The organism is Streptomyces sp. NPDC031132, assembly GCF_055570595.1.
This window is the reverse complement of the sequence record NZ_JBVIGX010000010.1, coordinates 15730-34907: the sequence shown is the minus strand read 5'-3', so window position 1 is coordinate 34907 and position 19178 is coordinate 15730. Positions and strand designations below refer to the sequence as shown.

The 19178-nt window shown below is 73.8% G+C and carries 16 protein-coding genes and 5 tRNA genes; 14 read left to right on the top strand and 7 right to left on the bottom strand.

Annotation, left to right across the window (positions count from 1 at the left end; genetic code table 11):
- Positions 1 to 107 precede the first annotated feature (107 nt).
- From ACZ49B_RS17135 to ACZ49B_RS17100, 8 genes are all read left to right on the top strand, one after another.
- Positions 108 to 1175, top strand: a complete 1068-nt coding sequence (locus ACZ49B_RS17135; RefSeq protein ID WP_468306263.1) for a methionine ABC transporter ATP-binding protein — start codon at positions 108 to 110, stop codon at positions 1173 to 1175.
- A complete protein-coding gene (locus ACZ49B_RS17130; RefSeq protein WP_468306260.1) occupies positions 1172 to 1840 on the top strand; it encodes a methionine ABC transporter permease in 669 nt (222 codons plus the stop codon). Before ACZ49B_RS17135 ends, ACZ49B_RS17130 begins: the two co-directional genes overlap by 4 nt.
- Positions 1841 to 1963: 123 nt before the next feature.
- On the top strand, positions 1964 to 2827 hold the full coding sequence (locus ACZ49B_RS17125; RefSeq protein ID WP_468306258.1) for a MetQ/NlpA family ABC transporter substrate-binding protein: 864 nt from the start codon (positions 1964 to 1966) through the stop codon (positions 2825 to 2827).
- 154 nt (positions 2828 to 2981) lie between these two features.
- Positions 2982 to 3674, top strand: coding sequence for a GNAT family N-acetyltransferase (locus ACZ49B_RS17120; RefSeq protein WP_468306255.1), 693 nt, complete (start codon positions 2982 to 2984; stop codon positions 3672 to 3674).
- Positions 3675 to 3753: 79 nt separating this feature from the next.
- Positions 3754 to 4968: a precorrin-6y C5,15-methyltransferase (decarboxylating) subunit CbiE gene (gene cbiE / locus ACZ49B_RS17115; protein WP_468306252.1), complete on the top strand. Its 1215-nt coding sequence runs from the start codon at positions 3754 to 3756 to the stop codon at positions 4966 to 4968.
- 330 nt (positions 4969 to 5298) lie between these two features.
- Positions 5299 to 8547: a nicotinate-nucleotide--dimethylbenzimidazole phosphoribosyltransferase gene (gene cobT / locus ACZ49B_RS17110; RefSeq protein ID WP_468306250.1), complete on the top strand. Its 3249-nt coding sequence runs from the start codon at positions 5299 to 5301 to the stop codon at positions 8545 to 8547.
- Positions 8548 to 9105: 558 nt separating this feature from the next.
- Positions 9106 to 10317, top strand: coding sequence for a uroporphyrinogen-III C-methyltransferase (gene cobA / locus ACZ49B_RS17105; RefSeq protein WP_468306247.1), 1212 nt, complete (start codon positions 9106 to 9108; stop codon positions 10315 to 10317).
- Between the two features lie 139 nt (positions 10318 to 10456).
- Positions 10457 to 11302 (top strand): TrmH family RNA methyltransferase, encoded by an 846-nt coding sequence (locus ACZ49B_RS17100; protein ID WP_468306244.1) that lies wholly within the window; start codon positions 10457 to 10459, stop codon positions 11300 to 11302.
- Positions 11303 to 11330: 28 nt separating this feature from the next.
- Here the strand turns inward: ACZ49B_RS17100 and ACZ49B_RS17095 are convergent, their stop codons facing one another.
- The gene (locus ACZ49B_RS17095; RefSeq protein WP_468306241.1) at positions 11331 to 12578 is read right to left on the bottom strand and encodes a serine/threonine-protein kinase; all 1248 of its coding nucleotides are present in this window, start codon (positions 12576 to 12578) and stop codon (positions 11331 to 11333) included.
- A 557-nt stretch (positions 12579 to 13135) separates the two neighbouring features.
- Between ACZ49B_RS17095 and ACZ49B_RS17090 the strand changes: the two genes are divergently transcribed.
- From ACZ49B_RS17090 to ACZ49B_RS17080, 3 genes are all read left to right on the top strand, one after another.
- Positions 13136 to 13321: a hypothetical protein gene (locus ACZ49B_RS17090; protein ID WP_468306238.1), complete on the top strand. Its 186-nt coding sequence runs from the start codon at positions 13136 to 13138 to the stop codon at positions 13319 to 13321.
- 201 nt (positions 13322 to 13522) lie between these two features.
- Positions 13523 to 14605, top strand: coding sequence for a phosphotransferase family protein (locus tag ACZ49B_RS17085; protein ID WP_468306235.1), 1083 nt, complete (start codon positions 13523 to 13525; stop codon positions 14603 to 14605).
- 65 nt (positions 14606 to 14670) lie between these two features.
- Positions 14671 to 14970 carry a TFIIB-type zinc ribbon-containing protein gene (locus ACZ49B_RS17080; RefSeq protein ID WP_468306233.1) on the top strand — a complete coding sequence of 100 codons (300 nt, stop codon included), beginning with the start codon at positions 14671 to 14673 and terminating at the stop codon, positions 14968 to 14970.
- A 55-nt stretch (positions 14971 to 15025) separates the two neighbouring features.
- Here the strand turns inward: ACZ49B_RS17080 and ACZ49B_RS17075 are convergent.
- From ACZ49B_RS17075 to ACZ49B_RS17055, 5 genes are all read right to left on the bottom strand, one after another.
- Positions 15026 to 15100: transfer RNA gene (locus ACZ49B_RS17075), tRNA-Val, on the bottom strand.
- A 40-nt stretch (positions 15101 to 15140) separates the two neighbouring features.
- Positions 15141 to 15212, bottom strand: a tRNA-Val gene (locus ACZ49B_RS17070).
- A gap of 19 nt (positions 15213 to 15231) precedes the next feature.
- Positions 15232 to 15303 (bottom strand) — tRNA-Val (locus tag ACZ49B_RS17065).
- Position 15304: 1 nt separating this feature from the next.
- Positions 15305 to 15378: transfer RNA gene (locus ACZ49B_RS17060), tRNA-Cys, on the bottom strand.
- A 38-nt stretch (positions 15379 to 15416) separates the two neighbouring features.
- A tRNA-Gly gene (locus ACZ49B_RS17055) sits at positions 15417 to 15489 on the bottom strand.
- Between the two features lie 180 nt (positions 15490 to 15669).
- Here ACZ49B_RS17055 and ACZ49B_RS17050 point away from each other — a divergent pair.
- The 3 genes from ACZ49B_RS17050 (at position 15670) to ACZ49B_RS17040 (ending at position 18505) form a co-directional block, all read left to right on the top strand.
- A complete protein-coding gene (locus tag ACZ49B_RS17050; RefSeq protein WP_468306230.1) occupies positions 15670 to 16725 on the top strand; it encodes a chorismate-binding protein in 1056 nt (351 codons plus the stop codon).
- Positions 16726 to 16741: 16 nt separating this feature from the next.
- Positions 16742 to 17566 carry an aminotransferase class IV gene (locus ACZ49B_RS17045; RefSeq protein ID WP_468306227.1) on the top strand — a complete coding sequence of 275 codons (825 nt, stop codon included), beginning with the start codon at positions 16742 to 16744 and terminating at the stop codon, positions 17564 to 17566.
- Between the two features lie 114 nt (positions 17567 to 17680).
- Entirely contained in the window at positions 17681 to 18505 is an 825-nt protein-coding gene (locus tag ACZ49B_RS17040; RefSeq protein ID WP_468306224.1) for a GNAT family N-acetyltransferase, read from the top strand.
- Here ACZ49B_RS17040 and ACZ49B_RS17035 read toward each other — a convergent pair.
- Positions 18502 to 19008 carry a DsbA family protein gene (locus ACZ49B_RS17035; RefSeq protein WP_468306221.1) on the bottom strand — a complete coding sequence of 169 codons (507 nt, stop codon included), beginning with the start codon at positions 19006 to 19008 and terminating at the stop codon, positions 18502 to 18504. The genes ACZ49B_RS17040 and ACZ49B_RS17035 overlap by 4 nt on opposite strands.
- Positions 19009 to 19178: the final 170 nt, after the last annotated feature.

Below are 19178 nucleotides of genomic sequence, written 5' to 3'. Positions count from 1 at the left end.
GCGTCGTCAGCGTCGTTTTCCGATGATCTGACCCGTATCGCGTCCCCAGTTCTTGCCCCGTGCCCGGCACCCGCTTGCGCCGCGCACTCGACAGCGACGGAATTCCTGTGATCACCACATCGGGCCTCACGAAGGTCTACCAGTCCCGTGGCCGCGAGGTCACCGCCCTGGACGGCGTCGATCTGCACGTCCGCGAGGGCGAGGTCTACGGAGTCATCGGCCAGAGCGGCGCCGGCAAGTCCTCCCTGATCCGCTGCGTGAACCTGCTCGAGCGCCCCACCACCGGAACCGTGACCGTCGACGGCGTCGACCTCACGGCCCTGGCCGGCCGCGGCCGCCGCGCCGGCAAGGAGCTCCGCGAGGCCCGCAGCCGCATCGGCATGGTCTTCCAGCACTTCAACCTGCTGTCCTCGCGCACCGTGCAGGGCAACATCGAACTGCCCCTGGAGATCCTCGGCGTCTCCGGCCGCGAGCGCTCCCGCAAGGCCCTCGAACTCCTCGACCTCGTCGGCCTCGCCGACAAGGCCAAGGCCTACCCCGGCCAGCTCTCCGGGGGCCAGAAGCAGCGCGTCGGCATCGCCCGCGCCCTGGCCGGCGACCCCAAGGTGCTGCTCTCCGACGAGGCCACCAGCGCCCTGGACCCCGAGACCACGCGCTCGATCCTCCAGCTGCTGCGCGACCTCAACCAGCAGCTCGGCCTGACCGTCCTGCTCATCACGCACGAGATGGACGTCGTCAAGACCGTCTGCGACTCGGCCGCCCTGATGAAGCGGGGCCGGATCATCGAGTCCGGCACCGTCGCCGAACTGCTCGCCACCCCCGGCTCCGAGCTCGCCGGCGAACTCTTCCCCGTCAGCGGCGCCGCCACCGGCCCCGACCGCACGGTCGTCGACGTCACCTTCCACGGCGACGCCGCCACCCAGCCGGTCATCTCCCAGCTGGCGCGGACGTACAACATCGACATCTCGATCCTCGGCGCCGCGATGGACACCGTCGCGGGCCGCCAGATCGGCCGCATGCGCATCGAGCTGCCCGGCCGCTACGAGGACAACGTCGTGCCCGTCGGCTTCCTGCGCGAGCAGGGCCTGCAGGTCGAGGTCGTCACCGACGACGTCGAAAACACAGAAGACGCCGACGCCGAGCTCGCCCAGCTCGTCAAGGATGGTGCCCAGTGACCTGGTCCGAGATGCAGCCCCTGCTCACCCAGGGCACGTACGACACCCTCTACATGGTGCTCTGGTCCACCCTGGTGACCGTCCTCGGCGGACTGCCCGTCGGCATCCTGCTCGTCCTCACCGACAAGGGCGGCCTCCTGCAGAACCGGCCGCTCAACAAGGTCCTCGGCGTGATCGTGAACATAAGCCGCTCGCTGCCGTTCATCATCCTGCTGATCGCCCTGATCCCGGTCACCACCGCAGTCGTCGGCACCTTCATCGGCCCCACCGCCATGATCGTCCCGCTCGCCATCGGCGCCATCCCCTTCTTCGCCCGCCTCGTCGAGACGGCCGTCCGCGAGGTGGACCACGGCCTGATCGAGGCCGTCGAATCCATGGGCGGCGGCGTCCCCACCCTCGTCGGCAAGGTGCTCCTCCCGCAGGCCCTGCCCTCGCTGGTGGCCGCCGTCACCACCACCCTGATCACCCTGATCGGCTACTCCGCCATGGCCGGCGCGGTCGGCGGCGAAGGACTCGGCTCCAAGGCCATCACCTACGGCTTCCAGCGCTTCGAGACCGGCTTCATGCTCGCCACCGTCGTGGTCCTGGTCGCCATCGTCACGGTGATCCAGCTGATCGGCGACGGCGCGGTCCGCCTCCTCGCCCGCCGCGGCCGAACGGCCTGAACGGCGCGGGCCACCACAGACTTCTCCACCCCAGAAAGCCCGCACTTGTCGTGCTCGGGCCGCCACCACCCGCAAGAACCGCGCACGACCTGCGCACTTGCACCGCAATGAAAGGCACTCTTCGTGCGTAAGAACATCAAGGTCACCGCCCTCACCGCCGCCTCCGCCGCGCTCGCCCTCGGCCTCACCGCCTGCGGCAGCTCCTCGGACCCGTCCTCCACCAAGGCCGACGGCGGCAAGGTCGACGAGAGCAAGCCGCTCGTCATCGCGGCCTCCCCGAGCCCGCACGCCGACATCCTGAACTTCGTCAAGGACAAGCTCGCGGCGAAGGAGGGCCTCAAGCTGGAGGTGAAGGAGTTCACGGACTACGTGCTCCCCAACACCGCCACCGAGCAGGGCCAGGTCGACGGCAACTACTTCCAGCACAAGCCGTACCTCGACGACTTCAACAAGAAGAACGGCACCCACATCGTGCCCGTCGTGAACGTGCACCTGGAGCCCCTCGGCCTCTACTCCAAGAAGGTCAAGGCCCTCGCCGACATCAAGGCCGGCCAGACCATCGCCGTCCCCAACGACACCACCAACGAGGGCCGCGCGCTCCAGCTGCTCGCCGCGAACAACCTGATCACCCTCAAGGAAGGCGTCGGCACCAGCGCCAAGCTGTCCGACATCACCGACAAGAAGGGCCTGGAGTTCAAGGAGCTGGAGGCCGCCACGGTCCCGCGCGCCCTGAACGACGTGGACGCCGCGGTCGTCAACGGCAACTACGCCCTCGAGGCCAAGCTCTCGCCCGCCAAGGACGCGCTGGTCCTGGAGAAGGCCGAGGGCAACCCGTACGCCAACTTCCTCGCGGTGAAGGCCGGCAACGAGAAGGACCCGCGGATCGAGAAGCTCGCGAAGCTCCTCAACTCCGACGAGGTCAAGAAGTTCATCGAGGACAAGTACCAGGGCTCGGTCGTCCCCGCCTTCGGCGCCCCGAAGGCCTGATCGTCCCCGCCGTCCGGCCCCGTACGCCCCCGGTGGGTGTGCGGGGCCGAGCGCTGCCCGTTTCCGGGCAACCCGGCCGCCACATCCCGCTGTCGATGCTGCATGCTGTGCCTACGACCCGCACAAACGGTCCAGCAACGGCATGGAGCTGCGCATGACTACCACCTTCCCGGACGTCACCATCAGCACGGACCGGCTGGTGCTGCGCCCCTTCGACGGGGAGGACGTCACGGCGCTCGCCGAGATGATGAACGACGAGCACGTCACCGCCTGGACGTCCGTACCGCACCCCTACACCCACGCCGATGCAGACGCCTGGGCCACCCGGGAGTCCCACGCGGAGCGCACCGAGGGCAGGGGCATCGTCTTCGCCGTCGCCGAGTTCCTCACCCAGCGCCTCGTCGGCATCGTGCACCTGCAGAACACCAACTGGCGCACCCGCAGCGCCGAGGTCGGCTACGTCACCGCCCCCTGGGCCCGCGGCGAGGGCTACGCCAGCGAGTCCGTACTCGCCGTCGCCCAGTGGCTCTTCCGCGACCAGGGCTTCGAGCGCCTCGAACTGCGCACCGCCGCCGACAACACCGCCTCGCAGCAGGTCGCCCAGAAGATCGGCTGCATCAGCGAAGGCGTCCTGCGCAACGCATGGATAGTGCGCACCCAGAACCCCGACGGCTCCTGGGCCGACACCCGCACCGACCTCATCGTCTGGAGCCTGCTCCCCGAGGACATCGAGGACATCGCGGACCCGGACGGTTACCAGGGCTACAACAGCCACGACGACTACGGATACGGCCGCGGCGCACAGGCGGGCGCGAGCGGCTACTCCGTCGGCGCCGACTGGAGCTGACCCGATGACCGGGTAGTCTCACCGTGCCCGCCCCTGCCGGCGAAACCTCCCCCGCCCCCACCCCAGGAGACTGACGACGATGGCCGACCGGGTCACGGTGATCGGCTGGGACGGCTCGCCCCTGACCGCGGCCGCCCGGTCCGCGCTCTCCGCAGCCACCCTCGTGGCCGGCGCCGCGCACCACCTCGCACTCCCCGAGGTCCCGCCCACCGCCGAACGCATCCGCCTGGGCAGCCTCGGCCTCGCCGCCCGCCGCATCGCCGGCCACCGCGGCACCGCCGTCGTCTTCGCCGACGGGGACCCCGGCTTCTTCGGTGCCGTACGCACCCTGCGCGCCCCGGAGCACGGCCTCGAGGTCGAGGTCGTCCCCGCCGTGTCCTCCGTCGCCGCCGCCTTCGCCCGCGCCGGCATGCCGTGGGACGACGCCCAGGTCGTCGTCGCCCACCCGCGGACCCTGCGCCGCGCCGTCAACGTCTGCCGCGCCCACGCCAAGGTCGCCGTCCTCACCTCGCCCGGCGCAGGTCCCGCCGAACTCGCCCTCCTGCTCGGCGGGGTCCACCGCACCTTCGTCATCTGCGAGGAGCTCGGCACCTCCAAGGAACAGGTGACCGTCCTGACCTCCGACCGGGCCGCCGACCACAGCTGGCGCGACCCCAACGTCGTCATCGTCATCGGCGGACAGGCCTCCTCCCCTTCCTCCTCCGCCACCGCCGAACCGGCATGGCTGCTCGGCCAGAGCGCCGCGCAGACCGGCGCCCGGGGCTGGGCCCGCCCCCTGGCCGGCGCCGGGGAAGGCGAGTCGGCCCAGCTGCGCGCCGCCCAGCTCGCCCGCCTCGGCCCGCGCACCGGGGACCTCGTCTGGGACATCGGCACCGGCTCCGGCGCCTTCGCCGTGGAGGCCGCCGCGTTCGGCGCCGCAGTCATCGCGGTGGACGCCGACCCGCGCGCCTGCGAACGCGCAACTGCCGCCGCCCGCAAGCGGGGAGTGCAGCTCCACGTCGTCGCCGGCCGCGCGCCGCACGTACTGGAAGACCTCCCCGAACCCGACGTCGTCCGCATCGGCGGCGGGGGAGCCGAGGCCGCCCGGGCCGTCGCCGACCGCCGCCCCGAACGGATCGTCAGCCACGCCTCCACCCGCGACGAGGCGGAGGCGATCGGCCGCGCGCTCACCGAGGGCGGCTACGCCGTCGAGTGCGCCCTCCTCCAGTCCGTGGGCCTGGACACGCGTACGTGGGGTGAACAGGACCGTTCCGTCGTGTTCCTCCTGGCAGCCGAACGCCCCGCGAACCGTTAGGAGGTGTCCGGGGGACCCCGGCCGGGCCCGGCCCCGATCCCCCGGACACCCCCTGGCCCACTGCCCGCGGTAGGCTGGCCGATCGTCGTACCGCCCTGCTGTGTCCGGGGGTGACGGCACCGCCCGATGCGCGACGTGGCGCAGTCCACAGCGGACCATGGCAGTTATGGCTGCCGTGGTGGCTAACGGGCGCGACAATGCTTACTGGTTGTCGCGCAGGGCGTGCGAGACGGAACGCATCGCACGGCAACCCCGCACGGCAACGCCGCCCGGCGGCCTCGTGGGCGACCGGGCGATCGAAGAGGCACAATCGATGGGCGAGGGGTACGCATGACTGACACCGGCCAGGTACCGGGCGAGGGTCTCCCGGACAACGCGGGCATGGTGGATCAGCAGGGCATTCCCGCTCCGGTCCAGAACCCGGGCCCCGTCCCCGCTCCCGTCCAGGGCGGCTACGCCTTCCAGGACCTCGTGGACAACCCGGCCGAGCCGGAGGACGAGGAACTGCTGCTGATGCCGAGCGGCCAGGGTGCGTGGAGCGACCCGCAGGTCGTCCCCCCGGCGCCGGCCTTCCCCGTCGAAACCTCGTACGGCGACGCGCCCTACGCCGAGTACCCCGAAGCGCCGGCCGCGTACGCGGAGCCCGCCTTCCCCGCACAGCCCGCGTTCCCGGACCCCGCCTACGGCGACCCCTCGTACGGCGAGGTCTCGTACAGCGCGGGTGCGCACGAGGCCGGCGGCCGTGACTCCGGCGCGCTCGACCTCGGCGGCCTCGTGGTCCCGCCGCAGGCAGCCGCCCCGGTGGCCCCTGCCGCGCCCGTGGCCCAGGCCATGCCCGCCCGTCGGCCGCTGCACATGGGTCCGCCCGTGCCCGAGGCCACCGGCGGAGTCGTACGCTCGCTCGCCGACCGGGGGCCCGCGGCGGCTCCCGTGGCTGCCGCGGCGCCCGTCGCGCCCGTCGCGCCCGTCGCCGCTGCCGTGAGTGCCCCCGCGGCGCCGATTCCGGTGCAGGTGGCCGGTCCGCCGACCATCGGCCCCGAGTACCTGGACGTCCCGCGTCCCGAGGCCGCCGCCGTACCGGCCGCGCCGCAGCCGGGCGAGACCCCGCCGCAGGCCGGTGAGCCGTGGACGGCGGAGCCGGCGCCCGTGGCGGCTCCGGAGCCTGTTCTGGCCGCCGAGCCCGTTCTGGCTGCCGAGCCCGCGGTGGCGCCGGCGCCCGTGGTGGCCGCCGAGCCGGTCGTGGCCCCTGAGCCCGTCGTGGCGCCCGAGCCGGTCGTGGCGCCGGAGCCCCTCGTGGCACCCGTGGCCGCCGAAGTACCCGAGGCCCCGGAAGCCCCTCAGCCGGAGCCGGTCGCCGTTCCGGAGCCCGCACCGGTCGTCGAGGCCGCGCCGGAGCCCGTCGCCGAGACGCCGGTGCCCGCCGGCGCGGAGCCCGTCGAGGCCCCGGTGGCGCCCGCCGCCGCGCCGGAGCCGGCGCCGGTCGCGGCCGAGGCCGCGCCCGTGGACGTACCCGTGGCGGACGCAGCCGCGGTCGAGCCGCCGGCCGCCGCGCCGGAGCCCGAGGCCCTGCCTGCAGAAACGGTTCAGGCACCCGAGGCCGTCGAGCCCGCCGCCGAGGAGCCCGCCGCCGAGGAGCCCGTCGCCGTGGAGCCGGCCGCTCCCGAGGCGCTTGCGGCCCCCGTCGCGCCGGAAGCCGTACCGGAGCTCGCTCCCGAGGCCGTCGCGCCGGTGGAGCCCGAAGCCGCACCCGAGCCGGCCCCCCAGCCGGTCGCCGAGCCGGAGGCCGAGGCAGCCGCCGAGCCCGTGGCCGAGGCCGAGCCCGAGCCCGTCGTGGAGCCGTCCGCCGGCGAAGCGGCCCCCGCGTACACCGACGCCGAGCGCGAGGCCGTCCTGCGCGTCATGCGCGAACGCCGCGACATCCGCAACGGCTTCCGCACCGACCCGATCCCGCACGAGGTGCTGCTGCGCGTCCTGGAGGCCGCGCACCACGCGCCCAGTGTGGGCCACTCCCAGCCCTGGGACTTCGTCGTCATCCGCTCGGCCGAGACCCGCCGCTCGATGCACGAGCTCGCCCAGCGCCAGCGCGAGGCCTACGCGAAGTCGCTGCCCAAGGGCCGGGCGAAGCAGTTCAAGCAACTCAAGATCGAGGCCATCCTCGACACCCCCGTGAACATCGTCGTCACCGCCGACCCCACCCGCGGCGGCCGCCACACCCTCGGCCGGCACACCCAGCCGCAGATGGCCCCCTACTCCTCGGCCCTCGCCGTCGAGAACCTCTGGCTCGCCGCGCGCGCCGAGGGCCTCGGCGTCGGCTGGGTCAGCTTCTTCGACGAGCGCGAAATGGTCCGCGAACTCGGCCTGCCGGAGCACCTCGAGGTCGTCGCGTACCTGTGCGTCGGCTACGTCGACGAGTTCCCGGAGGAGCCCGAGCTGGCGCAGGCCGGCTGGTCGCAGCGCCGGCCGCTGGCCTGGGTCGTGCACGAGGAGACGTACGGCCGCCGCGCGCTGCCCGGCGCGGAGCCGCACGACCTGCTCTCGGAGACGGTCGCCAGCATCCGCCCGCTCGACGCGAAGGCGCTGGGCGAGGCCTGGGAGCGGCAGAAGCGCATGACCAAGCCCGCCGGGGCCCTGGGCATGCTCGAGATCATCTCCGCCCAGCTGTCCGGCCTTTCCCGGGTCTGCCCGCCGCCGATCCCGGAGCCGGCCGCGGTCGCGATCTTCGCGGGCGACCACGGGGTCCACGCCCAGGGCGTCACCCCGTGGCCCCAGGAGGTCACCACGCAGATGGTCGCCAACTTCCTGGGCGGCGGCGCGGTCTGCAACGCGTTCGCGAACCAGGTGGGCGCCGAGGTCTGCGTCATCGACGTCGGTGTCGCGGGCGACCTCCCCGCCACCCCGGGCCTGCTCCCGCGCAAGGTCCGCCCGGGTACGGCCGACCTCTCCACGGGCCCCGCGATGACCCGCGAGGAGGCCGTCGCGGCCATCGAGGTGGGCATCGAGACGGCCCGCGACCTCGTCGCCGCAGGCAACAAGGCCCTGCTGACGGGCGAGATGGGCATCGCGAACACGACGGTGTCGGCGGCCCTGATCTCGGTCTTCACCGGCGTCGACCCGGCGGAGGTCACCGGCCGCGGCACGGGCATCAACGACGAGACGCACGCCCGCAAGGTCGAGGTCGTCCGCCGCGCACTGGAACTCCACCAGCCGGACCCGGCGGACCCGATCGGCGTCCTGGCGGCCATCGGCGGCCTGGAGCACGCGGCGATCGTCGGCCTGCTCCTCGGCGGGGCGTCCCTGCGCACTCCCGTCATCCTGGACGGCGTGAGCGCGGGCGCGGCAGCCCTGGTGGCCCGGGCCATCGCCCCCGAGTCCCTCTCGGCCTGCATCGCGGGCCACCGCAGCGCGGAGCCGGGGCACGTGGCGGCCCTGAACAAGCTCGGCCTGCGCCCCCTGGTGGACCTGGACCTCCGCCTCGGCGAGGGCACGGGCGCCCTGCTGGCCCTCCCGCTGGTCCAGAGCGCGGCCCGCGCGATGCACGAGGTGGCCACCTTCGACTCGGCGGGCGTCACCGAGAAGTAACCGGGAGAGTCCCGCCGTCCCGCACCGGCTCGTACGGGGTTTGTCCCCCGCGGTGCGGTGCGGGGGCAAGCCCGGCCCTTCGACGGGTGGCAGCCCTCCCGCGGCCGCGCACGCCGGATGTCCGGGGCCTGCGGACCGTCGCAGGGGACAGCCGAACCCCGGGCAGCGTCCGGTCGCCCCGGGACCTGCGCCGACTGCTGCGACACGCCGGCCCCCTGCCGGCCCCGGACCCCGCCGGCCGGGGATCCGTCCACGGGGACGGGGACTACGGCCTGGCGCAGGAGGACCCCCGGGACGCACGCGTCGCCGTCGGCCCGCCGACCGCGCGGTAGCCGGCAGGCCCCGGACGACCCGGCCTCGAGCCGCCCCGACGCGGACGGACCAGGTCGACTCCCCGCAGGCGGGGCGGGCCGCCGGGGGCCGCTGCGGACCCGGGGCGTGCTGCCGCGCAGGTGGGGACGTATCTTGGACCCTCAGTACCGCACCACAGCTCAGCAATCCGCCGCTCCACTGCCGTAGCGGCTCGCCTCCCCGTCGCCCTCAGGAGCAGCCCCCGCCATGGCCGACAGCCCCGCCTACCCCGTAGGACTCCGCCTCGCCGGCCGCCGTGTCGTCGTCATCGGCGGCGGACAGGTCGCGCAGCGCCGGCTGCCCGCGCTCGTCGCGGCCGGCGCCGACGTCCTGCTGATCTCCCCCTCCGCCACCCCCTCCGTGGACGCCATGGCGGAGACCGGCGAGATCCGTTGGGAGCGCCGCCGCTACCAGGACGGCGACCTCGACGGCGCCTGGTACGCGCTGATCGCGACCCGGGACCGCACCGCCAACGACGCGGCCTCCGACGAGGCCGAACGCCGCCGGGTCTGGTGCGTGCGCGCCGACGACGCCGAGGCGGCCACCGCGTGGACCCCGGCCACCGGCCGCGTCGAGGGGGTGACCGTCGCCGTCCTGAGCGGCAACGACCCCCGCCGCTCCGCCGCCGTCCGCGACGCCGTCGTCGAGGGGCTGCGCGACGGCTCCCTCGCCACGGCCCGCACCCGCACCCCCGGCGTCTCCCTCGTCGGCGGCGGCCCCGGCGACCCCGACCTGATCACCGTGCGCGGGCGCCGCCTGCTCGCCGAGGCCGACGTGGTCATCGCCGACCGGCTCGGCCCCCGCGACCTGCTCGACGAACTCCCGCCGCACGTCGAGGTCATCGACGCCGCGAAGATCCCGTACGGCCGCTACATGGCCCAGGAGGCCATCAACAACGCCCTGATCGAGCACGCCCGGGCCGGCAAGGCCGTGGTCCGGCTCAAGGGCGGCGACCCGTACGTCTTCGGCCGCGGCATGGAGGAGCTCCAGGCCCTCGCCGAGGCCGGCATCGCCTGCACCGTCGTCCCCGGCATCTCCAGCTCCATCTCGGTGCCGGGCGCCGTCGGCATCCCGGTCACCCACCGCGGCGTGGCGCACGAGTTCACCGTGGTCAGCGGCCACGTCGGCCCCGACGACCCGCGTTCCCTGGTGGACTGGGCCTCCCTCGCCAAGCTCACCGGCACCCTGGTGATCCTCATGGGCGTCGACAAGATCGGCCTCATCGCCGAGGCCCTGGTCCGGCACGGCCGCTCCGCCGACACCCCGGTCGCGGTCGTCCAGGAGGGCACCACCGCCACCCAGCGCCGCGTCGACGCCACCCTCGCCACCGTCGGCGAGACCGTACGGGCGGAGGGGATCCGTCCGCCCGCGGTCATCGTGATCGGCGAGGTCGTCAACGTCGGTACGCCCACCGCCTAGCGGTTGTCGGCCGAGTCCCGTCCGACGGGCGGGGCCCGGCACACGGCCCCGCCCTCACGGGCGGCCGACGTACTTCGACGAACCCCCCGGCGCCCGGCAGGGCGTTGGCACCACACCCCGGACAAGGCAGTATCACCCTGTGGCTGATCTCATCACCGTCGAAGACCCCGACGACCCGCGCCTGCGCGACTACACGGGCCTGACCGACGTCGAACTGCGGCGCCGGCGCGAGCCCGAAGAAGGCCTGTTCATCGCCGAGGGCGAGAAGGTCATCAGACGCGCCAAGGACGCCGGGTACGAGATGCGCTCGATGCTGCTCTCCGCGAAGTGGGTCGACGTCATGCGCGACGTCATCGACGAGCTCCCGGCGCCGGTCTACGCCGTCACCCCGGAGCTCGCCGAACGCGTCACCGGCTACCACGTGCACCGCGGCGCCCTCGCCTCGATGCAGCGCAAGCCGCTCCCGACCGCCGACGAGCTGCTCGCGGGGGAGGGGGCGAGCAGCCGGATCGCCGTCTTCGAGGGCTTCGTCGACCACGCCAACCTGGGAGCCGCGTTCCGCAGCGCCGCCGCCCTCGGCATCAGCGCGATACTGCTCTCCCCGGACTGCGCGGACCCGCTCTACCGGCGCGCCATCAAGGTCTCGATGGGGTCCGTGTTCTCGGTGCCGTACGGGCGCCTCGACAAGTGGCCCGCCGACCTCGAGAAGGTCCGCGAGGCGGGCTACCGGATCCTGGCCATGACGCCCAGCCCGAAGGCCACGCCGCTGGACCAGGTCCCGCCGGAGCGCTTCGAGCGCTCCGCGATCATGCTCGGGTCCGAGGGGCACGGCCTGTCCACGTACGCGCTGCGCGCCGCCGACGAGTGGGTCCGGATCCCGATGGCGGAGGGGATCGACTCGCTGAACGTGGCCGCGGCCTCGGCGGTCGCCTTCTACGCGACCCGCCCGCCCCAGTCGCCCGCGCCCACCCCGCCGGAGCTCTAGAGCTCTAGAACCTCAGAACTCCAGCACGTCAGAACTTCTGGGCCGCGGCGATGCCCAGCGCGACGATCAGCGTCACGACGACGAACACGATCAGCCGCTGGCGCATCAGTCTGGGGTCCGGCCGCGACGGCCGCCGCCCCGTGCCGGTCGTGCGCGGGGCCGGTCGGCCGCCCGTACGCCCCGCCGTCGGCCGGGAGGACGGGCCGCCCGGGTTCCGTGAGGACGAGGGCCGCGAGGACGAAGGCCGTGCGCCGGAGGGCCGGGAGTGCGGGCCGCTGTCCGGGCCCCGGCCCTGTCCCTGGCCCTGGTTCGGCGCCTGGGGCACGGGCGTGCCGCCCGTACGGCGCTCCGTGCGCTGGTCGGCGTACGCATCGGCCCGCTCCGCCGTCCGTCCGGTGGGCCGCTCGGTCCGTGCGCGCTGCACCGGCGGGCGCACGTCGGACAGCCCCTGCGCCTCGCGGGCCGCGATCTCCTTCAGCCGCATCGACAGCTGCAGCGTGCTGGGCCGCTCCTCGGGATCCTTGGCCAGGCAGGCCTGTACGAGGGGCGCGAGCGCGTCCGGGACCCCGACCAGATGCGGCTCCTCGTGTACCACGCGGTACAGCATGACCTCGGAACTGCCGTGCCCGAAGGGCGAGTCGGCGGTCGACGCGTAGGCGAGGGTGGCGCCCAGCGCGAAGACGTCGGTGGCCGGGGTGACGGCCGCCCCGCGTACTTGTTCGGGCGCGAGGAAGCCGGGAGAGCCGACGGCCGTGCCCACATGGGTGAGGGTGCTCGCACCGGTGGCCCAGGCGATCCCGAAGTCGATGATCCGGGGGCCCTTGGGGGACAGAAGAATGTTCGAAGGCTTGAGATCGCGGTGGACGACCCCCGCCTCGTGCACGGCGACCAGTCCCTCGGAGAGCGCGGCGCCGATCGCGGCGATCTGCGCTGCCGTGAGCGGACCCTCCTCGGCCACCTTGTCGTGCAGCGACGGGCCGGGCACGTACTGGGTGGCGAACCACGGCCGCTCCGCCTCCAGGTCCGCGGCCACCAGGCGCGCGGTGCACCCGCCGCGGATCCGCCGGGCGGCGGACACCTCGCGCGCGAAGCGCGAGCGGAACTCCTGGTCCTCGGCCAGGTCCGGCCGGATCACCTTGAGCGCGACACGCTGGCCGCGCCGGTCGGATCCCAGGTAGACCACGCCCATACCGCCGGCACCGAGCCGTCGGTGCAGTCTGAATGAGCCGACGACACGCGGGTCCTCGCGCCGGAGCCGCATCATCGCCATGTCCACCCCGCTGACCGGTCGTCCTGTTGACGTGCCACAGCTTACGGACCATCCGCCACGAGCGCTCAGAGGCCGCGCCCTCGCCCGGGGATTCGATTGTCAGTGCGGCACAGCCCACTTGAGGGTTCCTCACCCGCACGGACCCCTGTCCGCAAGGCACTTGCCGGTTCGGCCAAACGGCCCTGGCGTCAAGGGGATTGAGGCACCCGCACGGGTGGTGCGCCGGGCGCACGGGGGGCGGGGGGCGCGTACGCGGGGGCGGCGGACAAGGGGATCTTGTGCGTACCCCGTCGGCGGACACGCATGCGCGGGGAGTGACGGAAGTGAGCGAAGTCACTACCCTCCGGTCATCCCCTCCGGGAAGACCCCCAGTACGGGGGAGCGGTCTCCACCCAGGGGAGTACACGCGGGGTGGCCCCGTCATCCTCCTGGAGGCCTGTCAAAGGGTACGAGGGCAGGAGGCCAGGGGCCGTGCGCCCGCCTAGTGTTGAAGACAAGCGGCGGGTGGCGCACTCGTCCCCCGAGGTCACGAACCCGCCGCTGCAACCGACAGGGAGAGGACCATGGCGGACATCGCACGGCACGGACGCAAGGCATTCGCGTTCAACGGCCATGAGTCCGGCACGCGCCATCCACTGGTGGCCGCGGCCATGGTGCTCCCCCTGGCCGCCCTCCTGCTCTTCCTCTTCGGAGGATTCGACCAGCTGGCGGTACAGGCGTCGTCCGTGGGCGTGATGCTGGGGCGCTGAGCGGCGCCCCGGGTCCGGGAGAGCGGCCCGGACCGGGACATCGGCCTGTTGCACCCCGTGGGGACGGGGGCGCGACGGACGGCAGGAGAAGGGTGCGGCCCGTCCGACTGGGGAGTCGGACGGGCCGCACCCTTTTTCATGCCGTCCCGCAGTTCCGTAACCTGCTCCCGAGACGCCAGCGACGGGAGCCGTGGAGCCGCGATGAACCAGGAGCCACTGCCCGCCGCCCTCGCGGCGTACGCCGGCGCGGGGGAGCAGGACGCCCCGTACGAACTCCTCGCCGAGCGGGAGGACGGGACCGTCGTGCGCTGCGGCGAGATCGTGGCCAAGGCGCACGCCGGGGACAGCGACCGCGCAGGCCTCGCCGTGCGGATGCGGATCGCCGCGGACGAGGCGCTGGCCGGGGTGCTGCTCGCCCCGCTGCGCCCCGAGGTCGGCTACCTCGGGGGCCGGCCCGTGTCCCTGTGGCCGTACGGGGCACCGGTCGACCCGGAGCGCCCCGAGGACGCCCCCTGGGAGGCGGCCGCCCGGCTGCTGGCGGCCCTGCACCAGGTGCCCGTGCACCGGCTGCCGGGGCCGGTCCCGCCGATGCGCGGCCCGGCCAAACTCGCCCGGGCCCTGCGCCGCCTGGCGCGGGCGACGGCTCCCGGCCGGGCCGGCGGTGCGGCCGGCGTCGGTCCCGCAGGGACTGCCGGGCCCCTGGGCGCCCCCGCTGCCGCCGGTGGGGCGGGTTCCGCGGGCCCGGCCGGATCCCGTGCCGGCTCCGCCCTCGTGCCCAGCCCCGCCGAGGGCCGCCCCGCCGGAGACCTCGTACGGGCCGCCGCGCGGACCCTGCCCGCCTGGGTGCGGGGAGAGGCCCCGGCGCCCCGGGGCGGGGCGCTGTGCCACGGGGACCTGCACCTCGGGCAGTTGGTCCGGGGCCCCGGGCCCGACGGGGGCTGGCGGCTCATCGACGTCGACGACCTCGGGATCGGGACCCCCGCCTGGGACCTGGCCCGGCCCGCCGCCTGGTACGCCGCCGGGCTGCTCGACACCGGCACCTGGGTCCGGTTCCTCGACTCGTACCGTGCGGCCGGCGGCCCCGCCGCCGGGCCGGCCGGCTCCGACCCCTGGCCGGAACTGGACCTCGCCGCCCGGGCCCTGACCGTGCAGACCGCAGCCCTGGCCCTGGCCAAATCGGCCGAAAACCACCGCCGACTCGACGACGTGGAACGGCTGATGGTGGACTCCTGTGCCCGAGTCGCCACCCTCCCGCCCGACTTGGAGCCGCAGGCTCCGTCGTAGGGTGAGCTTCACGCCACCGGGCATGCATCCGGTGTCGAAGCAGACGGCGAGGAGTTGATCCGGTCATGCAGTGTCCGAAGTGTCACGCGATGATGCACACCTACAACCGCAACGGTGTCCAGATCGAGCAGTGCAGCAACTGCCGCGGCATCTTCCTCGACTACGGCGAGCTGGAGGCGCTGACCCGCCTGGAGTCCCAGTACACCGGCGGCCAGTACGGCCAGGTCCCGCCGCCCGCCGCACCCCCGGCCCCCTACCCGGCGGCGCACGCCCCCGCCCCCGCCTGGGGCGCCCCGCACCACGGCGGCCACGGCCACCACGGCCACCACAAGGGCGGCTTCGGCCGGATGCTCTTCTCCTCCTGAGCCGCCCCGGCAACGCGGAAGCCCCGGCCGTCGAAACGGCCGGGGCTTCCGGAGGTGGTGCGCGATACTGGGATTGAACCAGTGACCTCTTCCGTGTCAGGGAAGCGCTCTCCCGCTGAGCTAATCGCGCGGGACCGCGGTACGAAACCGCAGGTGGTGCGTGTACTGCGTGCGCGATACTGGGATTGAACCAGTGACCTCTTCCGTGTCAGGGAAGCGCTCTCCCGCTGAGCTAATCGCGCGGGGATCCTTGCGGACCAGTGGACGATACTGGGATTGAACCAGTGACCTCTTCCGTGTCAGGGAAGCGCTCTCCCGCTGAGCTAATCGTCCTTGGAGGTGGAGACGGGATTTGAACCCGTGTAGACGGCTTTGCAGGCCGTTGCCTCGCCTCTCGGCCACTCCACCTGGAGTTGCAGGGGTTCTCGGGAAGATCCCCCACTTCGAGCGGACGACGAGACTCGAACTCGCGACATCCACCTTGGCAAGGTGGTGCTCTACCAACTGAGCTACGTCCGCAGGTCACCGTGTTCACTCCGGGGTTTTCCCCCTTCGCTCCCTGGCGACGTGTTGAACTCTAGCGGATTCCCGGGCCAGCTCAAAAACGCGTTTCCGCAGCGTGCTGCCGCTCGATCACCACCGGTCACGCGGCAGTCACCTCACCGGCGCCGCGGCGTCACCGGTCATAGACTCGCAGCCGTGCACGACCTGCTCCCCCTGGCCCGCTTCGGCGGCCTCCTCGCGACCGACCTCCGAGACGTCACCAGCGACCCCTCCGCCCTCGACTCCACCGGCTTCTGGGCGGTGTCCGCGGACTTCGAGGGGCGTCTGGTCTGCGCCCGCTTCGGCGACGTACGCCCCGACCCGGTGCCGGCGCCCGTCGCGGGAGCCTGGCGCGGCCCCGCTGCCGACCGCTGGTCCTCCTCCCTGGACCGCGCGGCCTACACGGCCGGCGTACGCCGCATCCGCGAGTACATCGCCGCCGGGGAGGTCTACCAGGCCAACCTCTGCCGCGTGATGTCCGCGCCGCTGCCCGACCCGGACCGCGCCGACGTCGACGCCCTCACGGCGCTGCTCGCGCGCGGCAACCCGGCCCCGTATGCAGGAACGATTCGCCTCCCGGCCCACGGCGTCGAGATCGCCACCGCGTCCCCCGAGCTCTACCTGCGCCGGGCCGGCCGCCACGTGGAGTCCGGCCCCATCAAGGGCACCGGCCGCACCGCCGCGGACCTGCAGCCCAAGGACCACGCCGAGAACGTGATGATCGTGGACCTCGTACGCAACGACCTCGGCCGGGTCTGCGCCACCGGCTCCGTCGCCGTCCCCGAACTGTGCGCAGTCGAGGAGCACCCCGGCCTGGTCCACCTCGTCTCCACCGTCAGCGGCGAACTCGCCGACGGCGCCGGCTGGCCCGAGCTGCTCGCCGCCACCTTCCCGCCCGGCTCCGTCACCGGCGCCCCCAAGTCCTCGGCGCTGCGGATCATCGAGGCCCTCGAGACCGCCCCCCGCGGCCCCTACTGCGGCGGCATCGGCTGGGTCGACGCCGACCGCGGGACCGCCGAGCTCGCCGTCGGCATCCGCACCTTCTGGATCGATCGCCAGGGCCCGGGCGGCCCGCGGCTGCTCTTCGGCACCGGCGCCGGCATCACCTGGGGCTCCGACCCCGAGCGCGAATGGGCCGAGACCGAACTGAAGGCCGCCCGGCTCCTCCGGGTAGCGTCAGGGGCCCATGAGGTGACTGGTACCCCTGGGTGAGCGGAGGGATCGTACGGTGAGGATCTGGCTCGACGGCGCGCTGCGGGACGCCGACAGCGCACAGGTGTCCGTGTTCGACCACGGGCTGACCGTGGGCGACGGGGTGTTCGAGACGCTGAAGGCGGAGGAGGGCGCGGCCTTCGCGCTCACCCGGCATCTGGACCGGCTGACCCGCTCGGCCCGCGGTCTCGGACTGCCCGACCCCGACCTGGACGAGGTGCGCCGGGCCTGCGCGGCCGTCCTGGAGGCCAATCCGATGCCGCTCGGCCGGCTGCGCATCACGTACACCGGCGGCGTCTCCCCGCTCGGCTCCGACCGCGGGGAGTCCGGCCCCACCCTGGTCGTGGCCGTCGGCGAGACCGCCCGCCGCCCGGACACCACGGCCGTGATCACCGTGCCCTGGGTCCGCAACGAGCGCTCCGCCGTGACCGGCCTGAAGACCACCTCGTACGCGGAGAACGTCGTCGCGCTGGCCGCCGCCCACCGGGCAGGGGCCTCCGAGGCCCTGTTCGCGAACACCGTCGGGCGGCTCTGCGAGGGCACCGGATCCAACGTGTTCGTCGTACTCGACGGGGAGCTGCACACGCCGCCCGTCGCCTCCGGCTGCCTGGCCGGCATCACCCGCGCCCTCGTCGTGGAGTGGGCCGGGGCCAAGGAGACGGACCTGCCCTTCGAGGCGCTCGAGCGGGCCGAGGAGATCTTCCTGACCTCGACTCTGCGCGATGTGCAGGCCGTCCACCGGGTCGACGACCGTACGACGGCGGCGGCCGTGCCGGGGCCCGTCACGGCCGAGGCGATGCGGATCTTCGACGCGCGCGCCGGCGAGGACCTGGACCCGTGAGCCCCGTGAGCCCCGTGAGCCCCGTGCGCTGCCCGTGACGCCCTGAGGCGCAGCGCCCGGACTGTCTGTTCAAAGGCTGTCGCACGGGCCGCAGGGCGGGGTAGAACTCGACTGATGACCACCACCCTGCGGCCGAGCGGGCCGCTTCAGCAGAGCACCGGCGGCGCGCGGTCGCGCCCGTACGAGATCCGGGTCAACAGCAGGCGCGTCGGCGCGCTGCTGGTCGCCTGCGACACCCCCTTCGGGCCGACGGTCGGGGAGATCCGCGACCTCGTCGTCGACGAACCCGACCGGCGGCGCGGGCGGGCCACGGTCGGGGCGCTCGCCGCCGAGGAGGTGCTGCGCGGCTGGGGCTGCCGCCGCGTGCGGGTCTCCGTACCCGCCGCCTCGGCGGGCGGCCTGCGGATGGCACAGGCGCTCGGGTACGCCGAGTACAGCCGCATCATGGCCAAGGAGCTCCCCGCGGAGCCGCCCGAGCTCCGGGAGGGGGTCCTCGGCCGGTCCATGACGGAGGCCGAGTACGAGGTCTGGCTCGTCGACGCGATCGACGGCTACACCGCCGACTGGACCAGCCGGGGCATGCCGGAGGAGGCCGCGCGGGCGAAGTCGGTGGCCGACCACGAGCGCCAGCTGCCCCACGGACTGGCCACGGAGGGCACCAGCCTCAGCGTCCTGGACGCGGGGGGCACCCCGGTCGGCCACCTGTGGGTGGCGCCGGCCGGGGAGGGCGCGTACGTCTTCGACGTCGCGGTCGCCGAGGAGCACCGGGGCCGCGGATACGGCCGCGACCTGATGCTGCTCGCCGAACGCCAGGCCCTCGCCGCGGGCCACCGCACCCTCGGGCTCCAGGTCTTCGCCGGCAACACCCCGGCGCTGCGGCTCTACGAGTCCCTCGGCTACCGGACGACCGACGTCAACTACGCCAAGGACCTGCTCTAGGGGGTGTCGTCCGCGGCCAGCAGGCGGTCCGCGATCTCCTCGATGCGGGCGCGCAGGCCATCCTGGCTCTTGCCGCCGTCGAGGCGCTCGCCGCCGATCACGTACGTCGGGGTGCCGGTCACGCCGATCGCCTTGCCCTCGGCCTGGTCGGCGTCGACGATCAGGATGTGCCGGCCGTCGATCAGGGCGGTGTCGAACTCCTCGGCATCGAGGCCGAGTTCACGCGCCACGTCCAGCAGCACGGTCTCGCCGCGCTCGCCGAGCTCCGCGGTGCGCGCCAGTACGGCCTCCACGTACGGCCAGGCCCGGCCCTGCTCCGCGGCCTCCTCGGCGGCCTGCGCCGCGGCGAAGGCGTGCTTGTGCTTCTCCAGCGGGAAGTGGCGCAGCCGGATGTCCAGCCGGTCGCCGTAGCGGGCCCGCAGGGCGTGTACGTCGCCCAGGGCGCGGTGGCAGTCCGGGCACTGGAGTTCGCACCAGACGTCGAGGATCACGGAATCGGTCATGCGGACAGTCTCCCAGCCGCCGGGCGCCGCCACCGAAACGGACCTCCCGGCGCCGCCCTGAGGAGGAGGGGCGACCCCGAGATCTCCCTGAGATCGGCCCGGGATCCGCTCGGGACATGGCCGCTGCGGCGCTGCCCGGTGCAGGATGGAAGGGACAGTTCGCCCACCCA